General features: G+C 63.9%; 16 protein-coding genes, 1 other RNA gene and 3 pseudogenes. 11 read left to right on the top strand and 9 right to left on the bottom strand.

The genetic code is table 11. From position 1 onward, the window contains the following. Positions 1-17: 17 nt before the first annotated feature. Positions 18-2,534: a sensor histidine kinase gene (locus ACGI6K_RS02870; RefSeq protein WP_376948095.1), complete on the bottom strand. Its 2,517-nt coding sequence runs from the start codon at positions 2,532-2,534 to the stop codon at positions 18-20. A gap of 128 nt (positions 2,535-2,662) precedes the next feature. On the opposite strand from ACGI6K_RS02870, the gene ssrA reads away from it, so the two are divergent. The 5 genes and pseudogenes from ssrA to ACGI6K_RS02845 all read left to right on the top strand — a co-directional run bounded on the left by ssrA (position 2,663) and on the right by ACGI6K_RS02845 (position 7,262). Beyond that, positions 2,663-3,014, top strand: a transfer-messenger RNA (tmRNA) gene (gene ssrA / locus ACGI6K_RS02865). A gap of 155 nt (positions 3,015-3,169) precedes the next feature. Continuing rightward, positions 3,170-4,412: pseudogene (locus ACGI6K_RS02860) on the top strand (tyrosine-type recombinase/integrase). 244 nt (positions 4,413-4,656) lie between these two features. Further along, positions 4,657-5,684: pseudogene (locus ACGI6K_RS02855) on the top strand (IS110 family transposase). 564 nt (positions 5,685-6,248) lie between these two features. After that, on the top strand, positions 6,249-6,545 hold the full coding sequence (locus ACGI6K_RS02850; protein ID WP_376945053.1) for a hypothetical protein: 297 nt from the start codon (positions 6,249-6,251) through the stop codon (positions 6,543-6,545). A gap of 120 nt (positions 6,546-6,665) precedes the next feature. After that, positions 6,666-7,262, top strand: a complete 597-nt coding sequence (locus tag ACGI6K_RS02845) for a S26 family signal peptidase (protein ID WP_376945055.1) — start codon at positions 6,666-6,668, stop codon at positions 7,260-7,262. A gap of 89 nt (positions 7,263-7,351) precedes the next feature. On the opposite strand, the gene ACGI6K_RS02840 is transcribed toward ACGI6K_RS02845, so the two are convergent. Continuing rightward, positions 7,352-7,867: a GNAT family N-acetyltransferase gene (locus tag ACGI6K_RS02840; protein WP_376945057.1), complete on the bottom strand. Its 516-nt coding sequence runs from the start codon at positions 7,865-7,867 to the stop codon at positions 7,352-7,354. Between the two features lie 40 nt (positions 7,868-7,907). Between ACGI6K_RS02840 and ACGI6K_RS02835 the strand changes: the two are divergent. Beyond that, positions 7,908-9,150, top strand: a pseudogene (locus ACGI6K_RS02835) (DUF3363 domain-containing protein); the annotation flags it as partial. Positions 9,151-9,166: 16 nt separating this feature from the next. Here the strand turns inward: ACGI6K_RS02835 and ACGI6K_RS02830 are convergent. Next, a complete protein-coding gene (locus tag ACGI6K_RS02830; RefSeq protein WP_376945059.1) occupies positions 9,167-10,081 on the bottom strand; it encodes a LysR family transcriptional regulator in 915 nt (304 codons plus the stop codon). 109 nt (positions 10,082-10,190) lie between these two features. Between ACGI6K_RS02830 and ACGI6K_RS02825 the strand changes: the two genes are divergently transcribed. Beyond that, positions 10,191-11,408 carry an MFS transporter gene (locus tag ACGI6K_RS02825; RefSeq protein WP_376945061.1) on the top strand — a complete coding sequence of 406 codons (1,218 nt, stop codon included), beginning with the start codon at positions 10,191-10,193 and terminating at the stop codon, positions 11,406-11,408. Between the two features lie 237 nt (positions 11,409-11,645). On the opposite strand, the gene ACGI6K_RS02820 is transcribed toward ACGI6K_RS02825, so the two are convergent. Further along, positions 11,646-11,999 carry a winged helix-turn-helix transcriptional regulator gene (locus ACGI6K_RS02820; protein WP_376945063.1) on the bottom strand — a complete coding sequence of 118 codons (354 nt, stop codon included), beginning with the start codon at positions 11,997-11,999 and terminating at the stop codon, positions 11,646-11,648. A 104-nt stretch (positions 12,000-12,103) separates the two neighbouring features. Between ACGI6K_RS02820 and ACGI6K_RS02815 the strand changes: the two genes are divergently transcribed. Both ACGI6K_RS02815 and ACGI6K_RS02810 read left to right on the top strand, forming a co-directional pair. After that, positions 12,104-13,132: a zinc-binding alcohol dehydrogenase family protein gene (locus ACGI6K_RS02815; protein WP_376945065.1), complete on the top strand. Its 1,029-nt coding sequence runs from the start codon at positions 12,104-12,106 to the stop codon at positions 13,130-13,132. Between the two features lie 14 nt (positions 13,133-13,146). Further along, a complete protein-coding gene (locus ACGI6K_RS02810; RefSeq protein ID WP_376945067.1) occupies positions 13,147-13,518 on the top strand; it encodes a nuclear transport factor 2 family protein in 372 nt (123 codons plus the stop codon). Positions 13,519-13,667: 149 nt separating this feature from the next. On the opposite strand, the gene ACGI6K_RS02805 is transcribed toward ACGI6K_RS02810, so the two are convergent. After that, on the bottom strand, positions 13,668-14,579 hold the full coding sequence (locus tag ACGI6K_RS02805) for a LysR family transcriptional regulator (protein ID WP_376945069.1): 912 nt from the start codon (positions 14,577-14,579) through the stop codon (positions 13,668-13,670). A gap of 19 nt (positions 14,580-14,598) precedes the next feature. On the opposite strand from ACGI6K_RS02805, the gene ACGI6K_RS02800 reads away from it, so the two are divergent. Together ACGI6K_RS02800 and ACGI6K_RS02795 are read left to right on the top strand one after the other, a co-directional pair. Continuing rightward, positions 14,599-15,561: a type 1 glutamine amidotransferase domain-containing protein gene (locus ACGI6K_RS02800; protein WP_376945214.1), complete on the top strand. Its 963-nt coding sequence runs from the start codon at positions 14,599-14,601 to the stop codon at positions 15,559-15,561. A gap of 3 nt (positions 15,562-15,564) precedes the next feature. After that, the gene (locus ACGI6K_RS02795) at positions 15,565-16,752 is read left to right on the top strand and encodes an MFS transporter (RefSeq protein ID WP_376945071.1); all 1,188 of its coding nucleotides are present in this window, start codon (positions 15,565-15,567) and stop codon (positions 16,750-16,752) included. Positions 16,753-16,871: 119 nt separating this feature from the next. Here the strand turns inward: ACGI6K_RS02795 and ACGI6K_RS02790 are convergent, their stop codons facing one another. From ACGI6K_RS02790 to ACGI6K_RS02775, 4 genes are all read right to left on the bottom strand, one after another. Beyond that, positions 16,872-17,672 (bottom strand): LysR substrate-binding domain-containing protein, encoded by an 801-nt coding sequence (locus ACGI6K_RS02790; RefSeq protein WP_376945073.1) that lies wholly within the window; start codon positions 17,670-17,672, stop codon positions 16,872-16,874. Positions 17,673-17,911: 239 nt separating this feature from the next. Further along, on the bottom strand, positions 17,912-18,151 hold the full coding sequence (locus ACGI6K_RS02785; protein ID WP_376945075.1) for a hypothetical protein: 240 nt from the start codon (positions 18,149-18,151) through the stop codon (positions 17,912-17,914). A 116-nt stretch (positions 18,152-18,267) separates the two neighbouring features. After that, a complete protein-coding gene (locus ACGI6K_RS02780; protein ID WP_376945077.1) occupies positions 18,268-19,098 on the bottom strand; it encodes an amino acid kinase family protein in 831 nt (276 codons plus the stop codon). Between the two features lie 11 nt (positions 19,099-19,109). Further along, positions 19,110-19,922, bottom strand: coding sequence for an amino acid kinase family protein (locus tag ACGI6K_RS02775; protein ID WP_376945079.1), 813 nt, complete (start codon positions 19,920-19,922; stop codon positions 19,110-19,112). Positions 19,923-20,335 lie beyond the last annotated feature (413 nt).

Here is a 20,335-nt window from a genome sequence, read left to right as displayed (position 1 = left end):
CCCCGCCGACCATGCTTTCAGGAGTCGTCCTCGACCCGCTCGGCCTGCCCGGTCGGCGGTCCGCCGGACGGCATCCGCTGATCCTCGGGCGCCGCCGCTCCCGGCAGATCGATCCAGAAGCGGCAACCGTGTCCGGGCTCGCTGTAGAAGCCCATGCTGCCGTTCATCATGCTCGCCAGCTCGTGGCACAGCACCAGACCGATACCGGCCCCCGGAATGTTCGAGCTTTCCCGGCCGAGACGCTGGAAAGGCTGGAACAACTGGCTCTGCTGCTTGGCATCAAGCCCCGGTCCGGTGTCCTTGACCCAGATCCGCACACAGTCCGAACGCACCTCGTAGCCGAGCGTGATGCGGCCCTGCGGGCAGTTGTACTTGATCGCGTTGGACAGCAGGTTCAGCAGGATCTGCTGCAGGCGGCGGGAGTCGGCCTGTACGTAGAGGAGCCGGCACATGGGTATTAGCTGCAGTTGCAACTGACGTTCGCGGATCTGCGGTTGGACCAGTTCGATGCAACCGGCCAGCATGGCGCCGACCTCGACCGGCCGGATATGCAATTGCTGACGACGCCCCTCCAACGTTGAGAGATCGAGGATATCGTCGACCAGCGCGGTGAGATGTCGGCTGGCCTTGACGATTTCCCGGGCATATTCGCCGATCGGCACCGCCTCGGGCTTGCTCTCCACCTCCAACTCGATCAACTGGGCGAAACCCTGCACCGCGTTCAACGGCGTGCGCAGCTCGTGGCTCATGCTGGACAGGAAACGACTCTTCGCCCGACTGGCGTCCTGGGCCTCTAGGGTAGCGCGTCGCAGGTCCCTCTCCACCGCCTTCAGCCGGGAAATATCCACATGGGTACCCGCCGAACGCAGCACCCGGCCACGAGCGTCCCACTCCAACGCCTGGCCACGGGACAGCAGCCAGACGTATTGGCCGGCGCGGTCGATACAGCGGTACTCCACTTCGTAGACCCCGTCCATACCGCTGAAGAAACTTTCGCGACGCAGCCTGAGGCGCTCCATGTCGTCCGGATGTACCAACTGGTTGAACACCTCGAGAGGCACGCACTCGGAGCCCAGGGCGAAACGCCGGGCGAAACGGCTGCTCACCCGGATCAGACTCTTTTCCGCGACGATTTCCCAAAGGCTTTCGGTGGTGTGCTCCATCACCAACTCCAGCAGGCGCTCGGCTCTGGAGCGCTCTGCCTCGCTGGCCTGCAACTGGCGATCGCTGCTGCGTACCGCATTGGCCATCGCATTCAGCTCTTCGATCCGGCTGGTACGCAGCGGTGAAAGCGGCCCATCTCCCGCTTGCCACTGGTCCCGCCCCAAGTGTCGCAGCATTTCGACAATGTCGTTGATCGGCTGCTCCAGTTCGCGGCTCAGACGACGCGAACGGCGCCACCAGAGCCCCAAGAACAGTGCATGGAACAGTATCAGGCCGGCTATCAGCAGATAGCCTATCTTCTGGTAGTGGGTAGCCAGGGCACGAGTCGGTTGGAGAAGCCGACTCTTGTCTACAACTAGCAGCAGGCGCCAGCCGGCCTGGGAAATCCCCCTCCAGGTCAGTAGATGCTCGCGTCCGTCGAACAGTGCCGAGCGTATCTCCCCTTCGGCTCCAGCCGCCGGCAGCAGGTGCCCCACCTCGCGCAGATAGCGTGGCGCATTGACCACGGAATCGCCCGAGGCCCCGCGCTGTCCCGGCAGGAGCATGACGTTGCCACTCTCGTCGACCAGCATGGCGTGCCCCTGCCAGGGCACACCCAGATCGCCGATATTGGCGAGCAGGCGCTCGATATCGATCTCCAGGCCGACCACGCCCTCCAGGAAATCGCTGCGATAGACAGGAGCGATCGAGGATACTCGCCAGCGCCCGTCCTCACTACGATAGGGCGCGGTCCACAGCGGCTCGCGCGTCGGGTTGCGGGTCTCGTCGGCACGGGAATAGAAGCCGTATCCGGGAGACGGCCTGTCGCCGAGATCCCGCTGCAACACATCGAAGAACGGATAGCTGCGGATATAGCCATCCCGGCTGCGGAAATGGACCGCGATCACCGGCGGGTTGGCCTCCTTGATCGAGCGCATCAGTCCGTCGAGACGCGACAGACGCAGGGCCTTGGCATGATCCTGGAGTTCGGGCGGCGTGTCCTTGACATAGAACGAAGCCGCGCGCCCCTCGCCGTTGCGGCTGTAGAACAGCCCGTTCGGGCCGACCACGTGCCTAACCCGCTCCACGGCATCCGGCCGGAAGCCGCGCTCCTGCAGGGCATGGGCGACGGCGCCGCGAAAGATCCTCGTCTGCCGCACTATCTCCTGCAAATCCCGATCGATGATCTTCGCCTCGCGCTGCAGGGTATAGGCCAGTTCCTGCTCTACCCGTTCCTCCAGATGCCCGAGCTGAGCATCGCGCATGGCGGCATTGCTCAGCAAATAGGCGCCGACCAGCACGACTTCCACCAGTAGCAAGGGAATCAGGGCGCACTGTATAAAGGCGCGCCAGAGCCACTGGCGCAAGGGGTATCGCGTTGCCCGAGGCATGGAAAAGTCTCGTCACCCGGCGACATCGGAATAAGCATCATATAGCAGCCCGCCGGCGAATTTCGCCAATCTCGGTAGTCGACGCACCGAGCCATTTGCCGTAGACTTAACCGACCACCTAGGGTTTTGGGGCCGATTAGGATTCGACGCCGGTAACGAAACTTGAGGGGCATGCCGAGCTGGTGGCAGAACTCGTAAATCCGCTGCTACAAACTTATAGTTGCCAACGACGACAACTACGCTCTGGCGGCTTAATGCCCCAGCAGTCTCCAGGGGATGCCTGTAAACCCGAAGAGACTGTCAGATAGAACAGGATCGCCGCCAAGTTCGCTGTAGACGTAACGGCTAAAACTCATACAGCTCGCCCAAAGCACCCTGCCCGTCGGGCCGCAATGGGTTAACTCAATAGACAGGGCTAAGCATGTAGAACCGATAGCGGAGAGCTGGCGGACGGGGGTTCAAATCCCCCCGGCTCCACCAAATGCAAGTTTCCACATGCACCGGAAACACCCCAAGAAGCCCGCCCCGTGCGGGCTTTCTTGTTTCTACATGCCCCCGAATGCTTCCCTATAGCATTGCCCCGTATATGCCTCTGTGTATGTTTCTGAAAAAATTGAACAGAAGGCATACAAGCGATGAAGCGCAGCGAGATCAAGCGTCGCCCTCTGGCCGATACCGTGCTCGCCACCCTGGAACCAGAGGCCACCGTATACCACGAGCTGGACGGCAATGGCCTGTACTTCCGGGTTAAGCCGAATGGCAGCAAGTCGTGGGAGCTGCGCTACAAGAAGCCAGACGGCAAATGGTCCTGGCTTGGACTTGGAGGCTACGGCACAGGCGACCATCAATTGACCGGCGCGCAGGCCCGCCAGGAAGCCGCCAAACTGCGCAGCGACTCATCTGAGGGTAGTTAACCCGCTCGCCACGAAACGCGCCAGAAAGGCCGCCGAAGCCGAAGCAGCCAACAACACGTTCGAGCACCTGGCCCGCGAGTGGTACGCGACCAAGTGCAAGACTTGGACGAAAGGCACGGCGGTTCGCACCATCGGCGCCTTGGAGAAGCACGTGTTCCCCGTGTTCGGTAAGCGCCCCTATGTCTCGATCCTGCCGATGGAGTGGATGGAGCTCCTCCGCAGCATGGAACAGACCGGCATCGTCAAGCAGACCAGCCGCGTGCGCGGCATGTGCCGGGAGATTTACGACCTTGCCCGAGTTACTGGTCGCGTCACCCACAACCCGCTCGAAGGTCTGCACAAGTTCCTACTGACCAAGCTCGTCGAGAATTACGCCCACGTTCCACTCGATGAGCTGCCGGCACTGCTGCGCGCAATCCAGTCTTACCCCCACGCCACCGACGTGCGCATCGGCCTGCAACTGCTGGCCATGCTGGCCTGTCGCCCGTCCGAGATCAGGGAAGCCCGCTGGTCCGAGTTCGACCTCGATGCCGGCCTGTGGACGATCCCCGCCGAGCGCATGAAGCGCCGCCGCGAGCATCTTGTGCCCCTGCCCTCTCAGGCCGTGGAACTGCTGCGCGGCCTGCACAACCTGACCGGCACTTACCCGCTGCTGTTCCCCGGCCGCAGCGACACCACCAAGCCCCGGAGCAATACCACCGTGTTCCTGATGGCCTTGCGCCGTCTGGGGTACGAAGGACGCCAGACCGACCACGGCTTCCAGCATGTCGCCTCGACGATCCTCAACGAGCACGGTTTCGACGAAAACCACATCGAGTCCCAGCTCTCGCACGTCAAGGAAGGGGTGGCAGGCGTCTACAACAAAGCGCAGTACCTGAACCAGCGCCGGGAAATGATGCAGTGGTATGCCGACCATCTGGACACGCTCGCCGCCAGCAACGTGGTGGAGTTCAAGCGAGCGTAACGGTTTACCGGCTGGCCTAGGGTCGCTCCCGAAAAGCGGACTTCCCACCCGCCTGACCAGCCGCTCTATTCAGGGTGGGAGCGCCTGGGGGCGGCATGTCATTCAACCAGCACAAGAACTCCATGGAGCTGATCGAGCGCTATGCCGCCAAGTTCAAGCGCTTCGGGGCTCTAATGAGATGGTCACCCCCACACCCTGCGAAAGCTAACTTTCGCAGGGTGTTTTATTTTCGCAGACCATCGCCATGAGCACAGTCGCACTGGTAGGCATCGATCTTGGCAAGCACAGTTTCCATCTGCATGGGCAGGACAAGGCGGAGCGGGAAGTCTTCGGCAAAAAAGCGACACGCCTACACAGATGATGCGTTTGCTGGGCAATCTGCCAGCCTGCAGCGTGGCGCTGGAGGCCTGTACGGGGGCTCACTTCATTGCGCGCCAACTGATCGCGACCGGGCATGAGGTGAAGTTGATCGCGCCACGGTTTGTCCGTCCGTTCGTCAAGAGCAACAAGAACGACTTCATCGATGCCGAGGCGATCCGCGAAGCGGCTTCTCGACCGACCATGCGTCTTGTTACGCCGAAGACAGAGGTACGACAGACGTTATCGGTGCCGCACCGCATACGCGACTCCTTAGAGCGCGACCGTACGAAAACCGTCAATCCGGTCCATGGCTTCTTGTTGGAGTTCGGCGTCAGCTTGCCCAAGGGGCTTTCGCTGATTAGGCGCTTGCCAACAACATTGGCTGAGCACGAGCTGCCGCACCGACTGGTCGTATTGCTGATGCGTTTGCATAGCCACGTCTGTTACCTGGACGAGCAGATCAGGGATTTGGACCAAGAAATGACCCACCAGTTGGCCGATGATGACCTGGGGCGTCGCCTGATGACCATTCCCTGCATCGGTCCGATCACGGCGAGCTTGTTGTCGGCGCAGGTTGGGGATGGCAAGCAGTACGGCTGTAGCCGGGACTTTGCCGCCTCGATCGGCTTAGCGCCACGGCAATACAGCACGGGTGGTCGGAGCAACCTGCTGGGCATCAGCCAGCGCGGTGACAAGAACCCGCGACGGCTACTGGTGCAGTGCGCCAGGGTTTATCCGCAACCACTGGAACACCAACAAGGGGCGTTGGCCTACTGGGTGCGCTCGCTACTCCAGCGACGCCACTCGAACGTAGTGGCATGCGCCCTGGCCAACAAGCTCGCCCGGATTGCCTGGGCTATCGCCGCCAACCATGCGGAATTTGAAGCAGGGCCAAGCGCTTGCGCCGCCTGACCCTGCGGTTACCGCTGTACCACGAAACACTCTTCAGGTTTTGCGATAACTGAACAGCCGATGATGCAGGGCAATCGCATGAAGCGCTCGCCTGATACCAGACTGGAAAGATTGTGTGATCCTTGGCATGGCTGCTTGCCGAGTAGCCGGACAGTCCCCGTTTCGGCCCCCCGGCCGAAACAGGAAGTATCCAGCCCCTCGGCAAGCAGCCGATGCACCGGATTTGAAGACCACGCCGGAACGACCAGGCACACAATCTTTCCAGTCCGGTATCGGAAAGACATTTCATGCGATTGCCCTGGCCGATGATGTGAACGGCTCACCGGCCTGGTGGATACCCTGTAGAAACGATTGGCTCTCGAAGCCGCGGTTTTTCTTAGGACCATCAGGCGCGACTCTCATCGTGGCGCGGGGCATGCCCCAGACAGATGCCAGATAGATTCAAGCAAGGTAAATACTCATCGCTGATCGGTGTTGCAAAAACGGGGATGACCATAGATTCCGTTTCGAACGGAGAAACCCACCGCAGGCTCAGCAGGAGGCCGGCCGGAGCCCTATGCCCTGTTGAACGAAGACCAGTGCTACTTCCTGCTGGCGCTATCGCAAAACACCGACATCGTGGTGGATTTGAAGGCAGACCTGATTGCTGCTTTCCGCGAAACCCGCGACTGCGCCAGCGTGACGGACGCACAGTACTTGCCGCTCCACCACGCTATGCACGACGAGGTAGTGGCCCTGGCCCGGCGCGCCAAGGAGTGCGGCAGTAACATGCCGGAGCGCATATTTCACATCAACGCTAACAAGGCCCTGAACATCGTCATGGGGATCGCCAGCGGCGAGCGCGACACGCTGACCACATGAGGCGCGGGGCATCGCGCCCGCCGCCGTGTCGCCCGCGTACTGACGCACGTTGGGCAACCGTCTGGCTACACACCTGCCGCTACCCGAATACGCCGCCTGGCTAGCCAGGAGGATGCTGCCATGACCACCCATTCGGCCACCACGAACGCACACAAAGCCGCGCGGCGTTGTCGCTCGCGCCTGCGCGCTCGCATCGTGCTGGCGGGCTTCGCCGCCGTCGACCTCGCTTCGCTGGCCTGGGCAGCGTTCGTGCAGCAACTCCCACGGTTGATCTACAACCCATCCGACAGCGTTCCTGTCGGCTGGTATCGCATCGATCCAATCCAGCACCGGGCCGACGCGCTGCTACGTCGGCCGGAAGTGGGCAACATCATCCTGACCCGATTGCCTGCTGATGCTGCCACGCTCGCTGCGCAACGCGGCTACCTGCCTCTACACGCTCCGCTGCTCAAGCGCGTGGGCGCGGGCGCGCCACAACACGTTTGCATCGTCGCCGGTCAGGTACGCATCGACGACGTGCCGGTGGCCGCCGCGTTGCCTGCTGATCGGCTAGGCCGCCCGCTGCTATGGCCGCATTGCCGTCCGCTGGCCGAGGGCGAGCTGTTCCCGTTGAGCGTCACCAATCCGGCCTCGTTCGACAGCCGTTATTCCGGGCCAGTCAGCGCATTCGCCGTGATCGGCGTCGCGCATCCGGTTTGGCTAAAAACACCCCCATGATGGCCGCCGATTCGCTGTACGTTGTCGTGCATCTCACCGTGCCGCCTCGCCTGCCCTCTGGTCGCACAGTACGAGGTAGATGGCAGCACTCAACGACGGCGCTTTTCAAGGCGTATGTCGCCCTCGCCGATGTCTTGTTCATTGCTCCATCCAAGGTGGCGATAGAAGCCAGCGGCACGACTTGTCTCGGCAGTTTCGAGCCACGCGAGAGTGTGCGTCGAGAACAAGGCTTCCTCAGCCGCTTGCACCAGTTTCTGGCCGATCCCTTTTCCTTCGTGAGACGGAAGAACGAACGCAGCAAACAGCGATCCTTCATCGGAATCAATCATCGAAAAGCCGACGATCTGCGCATCCTCGCAGGCCACCCAGGCGCAAGGCGCACCTTGGATCATCTCCATCACCGAAGCCTCGGTAATTCCCATCTCGGACAATTCGGTCACCGTCAGCGCATTTTCATTGACTGACGTTCTAACACGAAAGATTCCCCCGACATCGGATGGCTGGGCCAATCTGATTTGAATAGGCATAGCAGTCTCAAAATCCCTTATCGGGATCATCATAGCCGTGCAGTCTGCGCAGCAATAGCGATGATCATTGCTGTGCATCTCATCGTGCCATGCGGCGTGTCTTTCCGGTGGCTGCTGCCGTGTCGTCGCGCGAGAGCGGTGGGCGAGCCTCGACCGCACCCCGCAACGCGAGGCCGGCGAGGATGGCCGAGTGCAGATCGAACGCTTTAATGAACCAAAGCTGCAACGCCAACGCCTGCTGCTGATCGGCCGGCTGCAACGCTCGCAGGGCCTGGGCTTGGCCGACCAGACGCAGCCCGGCACCTGGGCCGTCCATGCCGATGCCGAGAAGACTTTGCGCGCCCTGGGCGAGCGTGGCGACATCATCCGCATCATGCAGCGGGCCATGAGCGGCCAGCCGCGCGAGCTGGCGGTGTTCGAGCCGGGCGACAATGGACGAACCATCATCGGCCGCGTGGCTGCCAAGGAGCCGGCCGACGAGTTGCATGACCGCGGCCATCTGGTTATCGACGGGGTGGACAGCAAGGCCCACTACGTCGCGCTGAACGCCCGCGACGAACTGGCGAACTATCCCACCGGAGCCGTGATGGAGGTACGCAGTTCCGCCAAGGTGCGGGCAGCCGACAAGAATATCGCCGCTCTGGCGAGCGATGGCCTGTAACGCACCGATTATCACTTGGCGATCGAGCAAGGCCGGACGCGACCCGCAGGAAGTTGTTGCGGCCCACGTTCGCCGGCTCGAAGCCCTGCGCCGCGCCGGCATCGCAGAGCGCGTGGCCGAAGGCTTATGGAAGATGCCGGACGACCTGACCGAGCGTGGCCGCCAGTACGATGCGCAACGTTTGGGAGGTGTGGCGGTGGAACTGAAATCGCATCTGCCGATTGAGCGGCAGGCGCGCGTCATTGGGGCCATTTGGCTCGACCAGCAACTGATCGGCGGCGGCCGAGGATTGGGCGACCTGGGCTTTGATGGCGACGCCAAGCAGGCGATACAGCAGCGTGCCGATTTCCCGGCCGAACAGGGGCTGGCCGAGCGGCGCGGGCAGCGTGTGACTCTTGCGCGCAACCAGCTGGGCACACTGCGCAACCGGGAACTGGCACAGGCTGCCAAAGACATTGCCACCGAAACCGGCCTAAAGCATCGTCCTGTCACGGACGGGCAGCGTGTGGCTGGCATCTGTCGCCGATCCGTCATGTTCGCCAGCGGACGCTACGCGATGCTGGACGCCAGCATGGGGTTCAGCCTGGTGCCGTCGCGGTCGGTGATCGAGCAGCGGCTGGGGCAGCAGATAGCCGCAACGGTGCGCGGCGGTGGCGTTTCCTGGGAGAGCGGGTGGCAACGTGGGCCTGCCATCGGGTAGCCGTCCTGGCGACGCTTCAAGCCAAATCCTGCGCGACCTGTTCGGCTAGAAAATCGAGCAGCACCCTGACTCTTGCAGGCACATGGCGACCAGGCCCGACGAACACCGCATGAATGTCTTCCACGGCGCCAACGTCGTGATTTTCCAGCAAGGCCACCAGCTTGCCGGCGGCGAGGTCGGCAGCGACATGGTAGCGCGCTAGCCGGGCCACCCCGACCCCGGCCAGCGCTATCTGGCGCATGCTCTCGCCATCGCCCAGGCGCAGATCGCCCGACGGTGCGATGGCGATGTGCGCGCCATCGCCGTCGATGAAGGGCCAGGCGTCCACATGCCGGGCGTAGTTGAAGCCTAGACGCCGGTGCTGGTGCAGGTCTGCGGGCCGTTGCGGGGTGCCGGCGCGGCGCAGGTATTCCGGCGAGGCCACCACCACCAGGCCGCTGGCGCCCAGCCGGCGCTGGGCCAGGCGCGAATCGGGCAGCGGCCCGGTGCGGATCGCCACGTCGCTGCGGTCGTCGAGCAGATCGACCACAATGTCGCTCAGCGTCACGTCCAGTTGCACGTCCGGGTAGCGTTGCAGAAATTCCTCTAGACGCGGCAGCAGGTAGTGGACGCCGAAGGCCACCTGGCTGTTGATCCGCACGCGCCCGCGCGGCGACCCCACTTGCGCGGCCTCGTGCTCGGCGCAGTCGATGTCGTCGAGGATGCGCAGGCAGCGTTCATGGAAGGCACTGCCTTCAGGCGTGAGCTGCAGCTTGCGCGTCGTGCGATGCAGCAGCTTCGTTCCCAGGCGCGTTTCCAGGCGATGGATGAGCTTGCTGATGGCTGAGGCCGTCATGCCCAGCGGCTCGGCGGCCGCAGTGAAACCTTCAGCGGCGACCACCGCGACGAACACTTCCATCTCGAAGGCGCGATTGATGTTCTGTCGAGACATTTGCGGAATCCATTTCAGTGGTGAATTGAACTGAAGCATCTATTTCATCATGGCTACTCCCTCTACGCTCCGCAGAACTCGATCCATTTCGTCCGTTCCGGAGTGCTTGATGTCCGTTTCCTCCCAGCGCAGTACCTTGCCCGCCTTGTTGTCCATGATGGTCGGTGGCTTCGCCATCGGCACCACCGAGTACGCCAGCGTCGGCGTGCTGCCGCAGATCGCCGATGACTTCGGGGTCAACCTGGCACGGGCTGGGCTGGTCGTCAGCGGCTATGCACTGGGCGTCAGCTTCGGATCGCCGATTCTCGCGGCGCTGACGGGAAAGCTGTCGCGCAAGACGCTGATGCTGGCGGTGATGGCCTTGTTCGTCCTGGCCAATGCGACCGCCGCGTTGAGCGCGAGCTATGAGTTCCTCATCGTCGCGCGCATCGTCTCGGCCTTGCCGCATGGCATCTTCTTCGGTGTCGGCGCAGCGATCGCCGCAAGTCTCGTGGGGGAAGATCGACGTGCCTCGGCGGTGGCGATCGTGTTCGGCGGCCTGACGATCGCGGTCGCCGCCGGTGTGCCGATCGCGACCGTCATCGGCCAGCGCCTGGGCTGGCCGATGGCCTACGGGTTCGTCGCGGCCATCGGTCTGCTGTCGCTGCTGGCGATGGCGGCCACCTTGCCGCGCAAGATCGACATCGCGCCGGCCGGCGGCCTCATCGAACAGGTCAAGGTGCTGGGCAGCGGGCGCCTGCTGATCGCCTTCGGCATGAACTTCTGCGCCTGGGGCGGCACCTTTGTCGCCTTCGCCTACCTGCCCAGCATTCTGGCCGACATCACCGGCTTCGGCCCGAACGGCGTGGCCTGGATGCTGGCTCTCTACGGCGTGTCGGTGATCGTCGGCAACTTCCTTGGCGGACGCGTCTCCGACAAAAAGGTGGTGCCGGCGCTGGCGTTGATGCTCGGCGCGCAGGCGGCGGTGCTGCTGCTCTTCACCTTCACGGCATCGTCTATGCCCGGCTCGATCCTGACGCTCGGCGTGCTCGGTGCGCTGATGTTCTGCAACGTGCCGGGGCTGGCGCTGTACGTCGTGCAGCTTGCCCAGCGCCACCGGCCCGGCAACGTGGACATCGCCTCGACCCTCAACGTATCGGCGGCGAATGCCGGCATCGCGCTCGGCGCCTTCATCGGCGGCCTGGTGGCGGATTCCCGCCTGGGCTTGGGCGCGACGCCATGGGTCGGCGCGATCATGGTCGGCGTGGGCCTGCTGCTGACGGTGTGGAGTGGCTGGCTGGACCGGAGGCAGCCCGTAGGCGATCTCGTGCCCGTGGATGGTGCGTGAGGTCATGGACCGGCTAGGTGCTCGGTCCCGGAATGTGCCGCTGCCGCCCAAGACCGGATTCGAGCAGTAGGCGCTACGCGATGCGCGATGACGACCAGGAATTAGGCATGGTGCCGTGGTGGCCGGTAGTCGAACAGCGGCTGGGGCAGCACCCGCCGCGACGCTACGCGGTGGCGGGGTATCGCGCGAGTTGGGTGGCCCTTCGGTTGGATCGCTCTCGGGGCGCGTGATGCCGCCCTACGAGTCCGTCGGTGCTGGTGCGATCACATGCGCTTCGCCCCAGGACTTCAGCGCCAACAGGATGGGCTCGAGCGTCCGGCCCAGCGGGGTCAGGCTGTACTCGACCTTGGGTGGCACCTGCGCATAGATCTTCCGATGCACCAGCCCATCGGCTTCCAGCTCCCGCAACTGGTTCGTCAGCATGCGCTGAGTGCAGTTCTGCAATTGCCGGCGCAGTTGGTTGAAGCGCATGGGGCCTTCCAGGAGGTGGAAAAGCACCACGCCTTTCCACTTGCCATCGATCAATTGCAGCGTCCTCTCGACGGGACAGCCCGGACCGCAGTCCAGACGCGCATGGTGGGTACGAGCCATCACGGTATCCTTTTTGACACTATATGCATTTTATGTGCGTTCTTGCGGAAAGTAGCACAACACATATTCTCCATTTCCCCCCAACTGAAACGGAGGAACTCCCCATGCAAGCCATTGGATACCGTGTGCCGGGCGCGCTCGATCGCGAAGATACCCTGGTCGACATCACCCTGGAAACGCCCAACGCCAAGGGATACGACCTGCTCGTTGCCGTGAAGGCCATCTCGGTGAATCCCGTGGATACCAAGGTCCGCCAAGGCATGGCGCCGGAAGCGGGCGCCTGGAAGGTGCTCGGCTGGGATGCCGCGGGCGTGGTCGTGGCAGTCGGCGAGGCGGTCCGGAATTTTGCGCCCGGCGACGAGATCTACTACGCGGGCGCACTCGGCCGCCCAGGGACCAATGCGCAATTCCACCTGGTGGACGAGCGGATCGTCGCGCGCAAGCCGGCGTCGCTGGGCTTCGCCGATGCCGCCGCACTTCCGCTGACCGCCATTACCGCCTGGGAAACCCTGTTCGACCGGCTGCGGGTGACCACCCCCGTGCCCAGCGCGGCCCCAGCATTGCTCATCATCGGAGGCGCTGGCGGCGTGGGCTCCATCGCCATCCAACTGGCCCGCGCCATGACCGAGCTGACGGTCATCGCCACCGCCTCCCGTCCGGAGACGGCGGACTGGTGCCGTGTGCTCGGCGCGCATTTCATCGTCGATCATTCCCAGCCGCTGGCTGCGCAGGTCGCGGCATTGCCGCTGGGCGCGGCGCCGGCTTTCGTCTTCTCCACGACGAACACCGACATGCACCTGCCCGCCATCGCGGAACTGATCGCGGCGCAGGGCCGTTTCGCGCTCATCGACGATCCGGCGGTCCTCGACGTCAATCCCTTCAAGCGCAAGAGCGTTTCCGTGCATTGGGAATTCATGTTCACCCGCTCGATGTTCGAAACCGCCGACATCGCCGCGCAGGGAGAATTACTGGCCCAGGTCGCGCGTCTGGTCGATGCCGGGACGATCCGCACCACCCGCACCGAGACCTTCAGTCCGATCGATGCAGCCAATCTCAGGCGCGCACATGCCCTGGTCGAGAGCGGCCGTACCCGAGGCAAGATCGTCCTCGAAGGCTTCGGTGGTGGCCTATGAAGACGGGGGACACCATGATGAGCAGCATTGCATTGAAGACCGTGCAGGCGTGGTATCGCACGGGCGATCCCCAACTTTTGTCGCCCGACATCGAATGGCGGGTACTGGAGAGCTTCCCGTCCGGCGGTCTCTATCGCGGCAGGCAGGTGGTCATCGATCGCTTCTTTCCCGCGGTGAAGGCGCATTTCGCCGCTTACGAAACGCGCCCGGAGACCTTCATGGCCGATGGCGATACCGTCATCGCCACGGGGCGCTATCGCGTGCAGGGAAGATCCGGCATCGCCGCCGACGTGGACTTCGCGCATGTCTGGACGGTCCGCGATGGTGTGATTGTCGCTTTCCGGCAGATCGCCGATACCGCTGCGCTCAACGCAGTCTTGAGCTGAACCCGTGGGGGAATGGGGTCAGGTTGACTTCGGCTCGATCATGGTGGGTGTCGGCCTGCTGTTGATGGTGTGGAGCGGCTGGCTGGACGGGCGCGGCCGGTGCCGGTTGCAGCGGTGTCGGCCGACGACGCCCAAGGACACCGAGCCTGTCAGGCCGCATCCCACGGCGCGTCCCGCCAGCGCTCCAGCAGGAAATCGCTGAACGCCGCCAGCCGCCGCGGCACGGGTTCGCGCCGCGCACGCACGAGGCTGATCTTCGAGGGTGTGGCTTCCCATTCCGGCAGCACGCGCAGCAGCCGCCCGTCGCGCAGTTCCTCGTGGATGTCCCAGGTTTCGCGCAGCGAGATGCCCAGCCCGGCCAGGCACCAGGCATGCAGTACGTCGCCGCTGTCGCTGCACAGCGTGCCGCCGACCACCACGGGTTTCTCCCGGCGGCCCTTGCGCAGCGGCCAGGTGTTCTGCAGCAGGCCGGGATAGGCGAACACCAGGCAGTGGTGCCGGGTCAGGTCCTCCGGTTGCGCGGGATGTCCGTGCGCCTCCAGGTAGGCCGGCGACGCCGCCAGGATGCGCCGGTTGTCGGCCACGCGCCGCGCCACCAGCCGCGAGTCGGCCAGTTCGCCCATGCGCACAGCTATGTCCAGGTCGCCGCCGTAGAGATCCTGCACCTGGTCGGACAGGCGCAGGTCGAAGCCGACCGCAGGATGCAGACGGCAGAAATCGTGGATCGCCGGCGCCACGTACTTGCGTCCGAACGGCGTGGGCGCGGTCAGGCGGATCACGCCGCGCAGATCGCGGTTGCCGCCGGTCGCCAATTCCTGCACTTCCTCCAGTACGCCCAGCGCGACCCGCGCGCGCTCGGCAATGGCGCGGCCTTCGTCGGTGATGCGCAGGTTGCGGGTGTTGCGCTCGAATAGCGTAGTGCCCAGCGCCTGTTCCAGCCGGGCGATTTGCTTGCTGACCGTCTTGGGCGCGAGGTGCAGATCGCGTGCGGCGGCGGAGAAGCTCTGCCGCTCCGCTACACGCACGAACACTGCCAGGTCATCGAGGTTGCGCAGGGTCATTGGAACCAATTTGGAGAAAGTGTTTGTCGATTCGGGTCATTTCAAGGATAGAGCGCAGTTACCAGAATGGCGATCAGAACCCGGCATGCCGCAGCGGACGCCCGCTATCGGCGGCATGCCGCTTCCAACCTCGGAGCCCATCATGTCCATCGCCTTGCCCCGACCTTGTCTGCCGGCGTCCTGGCTGATGCGAATCGCCTGTGGCCTCGCCCTGTGCGTCATCGCATTCGCCGCGTCGGCGGGGACGGTCACCGGCTTTGCAACTCAGGAGTCCCAAGCCATGCCACGCATTCTTTTCGTTTTGACCAGCCATGACCGCAAAGGGCCGGCCGATGTCGCCGATGCCGCGCCCAGCGGCTTCTACCTCTCGGAAGTCGCGCATCCGCACGAGGTGTTGCGCGAAGCTGGATACGCCGTCGATTTCGTCAGCCCCAAGGGTGGCCGCACGCACGTCGATGGCCTCGATCTGGATGATCCGGTCAATGCCGCATTCTGGAACGACCCGGTGCTGCGCGCCGCCACTGAGAACACCCTGGCACCGGCGCAGGTCGATCCCGACGCCTATGTCGCTGTCTTCTACGCCGGCGGCCACGCGACGATGTGGGATTTCCCGGACAACACCGAACTGGCCGCCATCGCGGCGCACATCTACGAGCGCGGCGGCGTGGTCGCGGCGGTCTGCCACGGCCCGGCCGGGCTGGTGAATCTCAAGCTGTCCGATGGCCGCTATCTAGTCACGGGCAAAGACGTATCAGCCTTCACCAACGACGAGGAACGCGCGGTCGGCCTGTACGACAGCGTGCCGTTTCTGCTGGCCGATGCCTTGCAGGCGCGTGGGGCTCGGCATGTTTCCGCACCGAACTTCCAGGCGCAGGTGGTAATCAGCGAGCGGCTGGTGACGGGACAGAACCCCGCTTCGGCCAAGGGTGTGGCAGAGGCCATGCTGCCACTGCTCACGTCTGCCACGCCAGCGCGGGATTGATCCATGAACGAGCGCATGCCTTTGGTCATCTACGTCTTCGCGCTGTGCACGTTCGCCCTGGGCTTCACCGAGTTCGTCACCATCGGGCTGGTCTCGACCATTTCCGCCGATCTGCACGCCAGCATCAGCCAGGTCGGTACGGCGGTCACGGCCTATGCGCTGGGCGCGGTGATCGGTGCGCCAGGCTTGACGGCACTTGCCACGCGCTGGCCGCGTAAGCGGCTGCTGCTGGTGGCGATAGGACTGTTCACGCTGGGCAATGCGGTAGTCAGCCTATCCGATGTGCTGGCGCCCATGCTGGTGGCCCGCTTTGCGTCGGGCCTGGGACATGGCGTCTTTCTCGCCGTGGCGTCCAGCGTGGCAACCCAACTGGCCGGGCAACATCGTGCCGGTGCGGCGGTGGCCGTGGTATTCGGCGGCCTGACGCTGGCCCTGGCGCTCGGCGTGCCGCTCGGCACCTGGCTGGGCAGCGTGTTGAGCTGGCAGGTCATCTTCATGGCGGTAGCCGCCAGTGGTGCCATCGGCTTCCTGGGCCTGCTGGCCCTGATGCCGACGGATAAAAACGATGCCGCGACACAGGCGAACGCGATGGATGGTCTAAAAGCCATGTTCAATCCGCGCCTGCTCGCCGGTGCCGGCATAACCGTGCTGGCCTATGCCGGATCGTTCTCGCTCTACACCTACATTTCGCCGCTGCTGTTGCAGGTGACGAAGATCGGCGAAAGCATGGTCAGCCTGCTGATGCTGGGCTACGGCGCGATGGCGGCCATCGGCAACGTGTGGGGCGGACGGCTGACCGACTGCAAGGGCGCGGATGCGGCAGTGATGACGGTGCTGGTCGGCCTGGCCGTGGTGCTGCTGGCGATATGGGCCTCGGCGCCGTCCCTGCCGCTGATGGTTTTGCTAACCGGCTTGCTGGGCGCGCTGACCTATGCGGCGGTGCCGGCCTTGCAGGCACGGGTGATCGGCTTGTCGCACCTACATGCGCCGCAGGCGCTCGCAGTGGCCGCAGGGCTGAACATCGCAGGCTTCAACGGCGGCATCGCGCTGGGTTCGTTGCTGGGCGGGGCCAGCCTGGAAGGAATGGGGCTAACCAGTACCGCTTGGCTCGGTGCGGGTGTCGTGGTCCTGGGAGTCGCATGGATGCTGTGGCAGATGCGTCGGCCCGCGTTCCAAGCTGCAAAGCTTTAAGGATGGACGAACGATGGAGCTACGGCATTTGCGATGCTTCCTCGCCGTCGCCGAAGAACTCCACTTTACCCACGCGGCCAACGGCTAAGGCATCCGACGTGAAAAGTGGTACGCCAATGTCAGCGCTTGTCCGGGCAATGCTGTCGCAGAACCTGCGCGGCATCCTCGAATTGCTGCCGCATCCATTGCATGGCCGGATCGGCCACGCTGCGCGCCGGCCATGCAAACGCAACGTCGAACGGCGCCACGTCCAGCGGCGGCTCGAACAGGCGCAGCGCATGGCCCTTGGCATAGCCGTGCGCGATGCACGCCGGCACGGTCATGACTAGATCGGTACGGGCCACCACGGCTGGCGCCACCAGGAAGTGCGGGAAGGTCAGCACGACGCGGCGGCTGTGGCCCAGCGCCGCCAGTGGCTTGTCCACTACGCGGCCGCGGCTGGACACCAGGACGTGATCTTTGGCCAAGAAGGCATCGAGCGCGATCGTGGCGTCGCCCCCAGGCGCGGATGGTCGGCGCGCAGCAGCGACAGGTAATGTTCGGTGAACAACACCTGCGCATAGCGGTAGCCGCGCAGGCTGTCGGCCGCCCATAACCAGGTCGGCTTCGCGCGCGGCGAAGCGTTCCTCGAAGCGGCGATCGAAGAACAAGATCCCCAGCACAATGCCCGGCGCTCGCTGGCGCAGACAGGCGGCCAGAGGCGTCAGCATGGCCAGGGTGGCGTAGTCGTTGGCCAGGATGCGGAAATGCCCCGTGCTGGTGGCAAGCTTGAAAGCATCGAGCGGCGCGAAGGTACGGGCGATCTCGTCGAGCAGTGCCGAGACGCAGGGCTTCAGTTCCTCGGCGCGGGCGGCAGCGGCCCCCGCAGTGCAGACGCCCATCGGAAGCAATGCCCGCGCCGGCAACAAGACCACCGTCACGCTGAATGCGCCGGTAGGCCAGAATCTGTCGGATCGCACCATCGCCCATATCGCAACCGGAGGCCTCAGGGCCGATTGGACATAACAGCCGCTCACGTTGGCCGACTGTTGAAGATAGATGCTAAAGGCCAGTAATGGCGCAGTCTGCTGCAATTCAGCAGACGGGGGAGCAGAACCTGAGATTGCGGCCAGCTCAACAACTGGAGTGCGGCATGCCGGACGTTAACCCAGGGTAACATTTACACCTGTTTCGCCATATTCAACGGCAGCTCCGAACACCTGGACGGCACTTCTGCACCGCAGGCTGATGAAACAGACTGGCACGATGTGCCGCTGTCGCCGACGGAGAGGCGGCACAGGGTGCCCCGCTGATCCAGCGACAATGGTCCGCCGATCCACCTGAAGAAGATCGAGGCGCCATTCTGGCGGGCTTGGATCTGGTCAAAAAGCAGCCGAAAAAGGGCCAGCAGCCGACGCATCCCTGAAATCTTAGAAATCACGAAAGCCGCGAGTATCAAGGCCTACAGCGATCTATTCAAACGTCCCCGGCGGCGCCGCCCGGAAACCCAGGTGGCGCGGCCAGGGGAGCGGGCGCTCAGGCCGGACACGCGCCGGTACGGATCAGCGTCCCGACGTGCTCGCCGCGCAGCGCGGCGGTGAGTCGACCCGGCACGAGTCCGTTCACCACCTGCACGCGCTCGATGTGGCGTGCGGTCGCCATGACGTCGAGAAGTGCGCGGTCGACCGGCAGCGGGCCTTCCGACTCCGCCAGGTCGACGGCGCTCGTCTCGGGCAGGAAGCGTGCCTGCTCCCTATCGGGGCCATTGGGATCGGTGGTGTATATCCCGTCCACGTCCTCGACGATGGTCAGGCCGGCCGCACCGAATGCATCGGCGAGCAAGAAGGCACCGGTATCGGCCCGGTGCGGCGGGATGCGCGAGCCCGGGAACTCGTGGTGATGGTAGGGCGGGAAGGCGCTGCCGACCACGGCGCGGGTGGCGGAGAGGTGGATCGCCAGTTGGTCGGCGACAGTCGGGTGCTCGACGTAGGAGACGCCCTCGCAGGCGAGCATCGCCGCGAGGATATGGCCGTTCTGCCCGGCTTCGCTGGCAGCCAGCGGGGCGAGCGAGCCGACCGGCAGGCCGAGGTCGAGACCGACGCTAAAGACGTGACGGGCACGGACACCGGCACCGGTCAGGATCAGCAGGCGGTGCTCGGGCAGCAGCTTGCGCAGTTCTTCAACGAGCGGCAGGATCGCGTCGGCGCCACGATCTATGACGCGGCCACCGATCTTGACGACCTGCAGCCAGGGCAGTAGGCGGATCGGTCGCTTGCCGGCGACCGGACGGGTGAGATCGCGGTCCTGCAGGGTCTGGCGCGCGAGCGGCGAGATGACGTGCTTGATGCTGTGGGTAGTGTCGGTCATGGCGGTGGTTCTCAGCTCGCGGTGATGATGGTGCCGACGTGCTCGCCTGCGAGCGCGCGGGTCAGGTTGCCGGGGACGAGGCCATTCACGACCTGCACCTCGCGGATATGCTGAGCCGACTGGAGAAGGTCGAGCACCGGGAACTCGAGAATCGAGTCGTGCAGCCCCTTCGCCTTCATTTCTTCGACCGAGATCCTCGGGATGAAGGTGGCGTCCTTCGAGGTCTTTGGGTTGGCGGTGTAGAGGCCGTCCTCGTCCTTGACGAAAATCATCTGCTTGCAGCCGAACTGTTCAGCCAGCAGGAAACAGCCGGCGTCGGTGCGGTAGGGCGGAATCACGCCTTCGGCAGCGGGACGCATCCATAACTTGTAGGGCGGCATGCCGCTGAAGACGACGGCGTTCACCTCGGCGAGGGAAAGCGGCACCGCCGACAGTCCGGCACCGCCGACCACGGGGATACCGTGCTTCGCCAGGAGTTGCCCCAGCATGGCGGCGTTCTGGTCGGCCACCGAAGAGCCGAGCTGCGCGAGCACGCCCGCCGGCAGACCGAGCCCGGCCGCGATCGAGTAGAGGTGCCGGGCCCGGGTACCTGCACCGGTACCGATCAGCAACTTGTGGTTCTTGCGGGCGGCGACGATCTCGTCCACCAGCGGATAGACCGCCGCTCGGCCACGATCGATGACACTCTGTCCACCGATCTTGATCACCGTCGCATCCGGCAGAATCCGGAAGTCCACTGCTGCCGCCGCTGCCGCCTGAAGCTGCGGGTCGGTCAGTGATCGCTGCATAAGGAGCTCTTCGAGCTCCGCTGTCGAGTTGGCCATAGGGCGTCCTTTCGTCGTTTCGTTGCTATTCACCGCAATACTTCCCTGCAGATCCGCACGCCTGACAAAACCCTGGCGAAATATTCGGGATCGCTTCCGAGAGATTGTTCGATGATGGACAGAAATACCCATGACAGGTACATCACGATCACATCGTAGGTAATAGCGCTCTATAGACGCAACCACAGAATACTTTAACTTCTGTATATGCTCGTCTATCGAATCCATGCTTTTCGTTTAAACACTGTCATGGATTTATTTCGATCAATTATCCAAATTTCGGGGCTACCCGCTCGCTTCGAGCGTTCGAACAGGCAAGGCCCATGACCTTGCCATAGAAGGCGCCACGACCATCGAGTCGACAACTTTTATCGAAAACAATGAAATCGTAATTAATGGCAAACTCTGCACAT

Origin of the sequence: Azorhizophilus paspali (genome assembly GCF_043587585.2) — a bacterium.
Lineage (GTDB): Bacteria > Pseudomonadota > Gammaproteobacteria > Pseudomonadales > Pseudomonadaceae > Azotobacter > Azotobacter paspali.
This window is presented reverse-complemented; position numbering and strand designations above follow the sequence as displayed.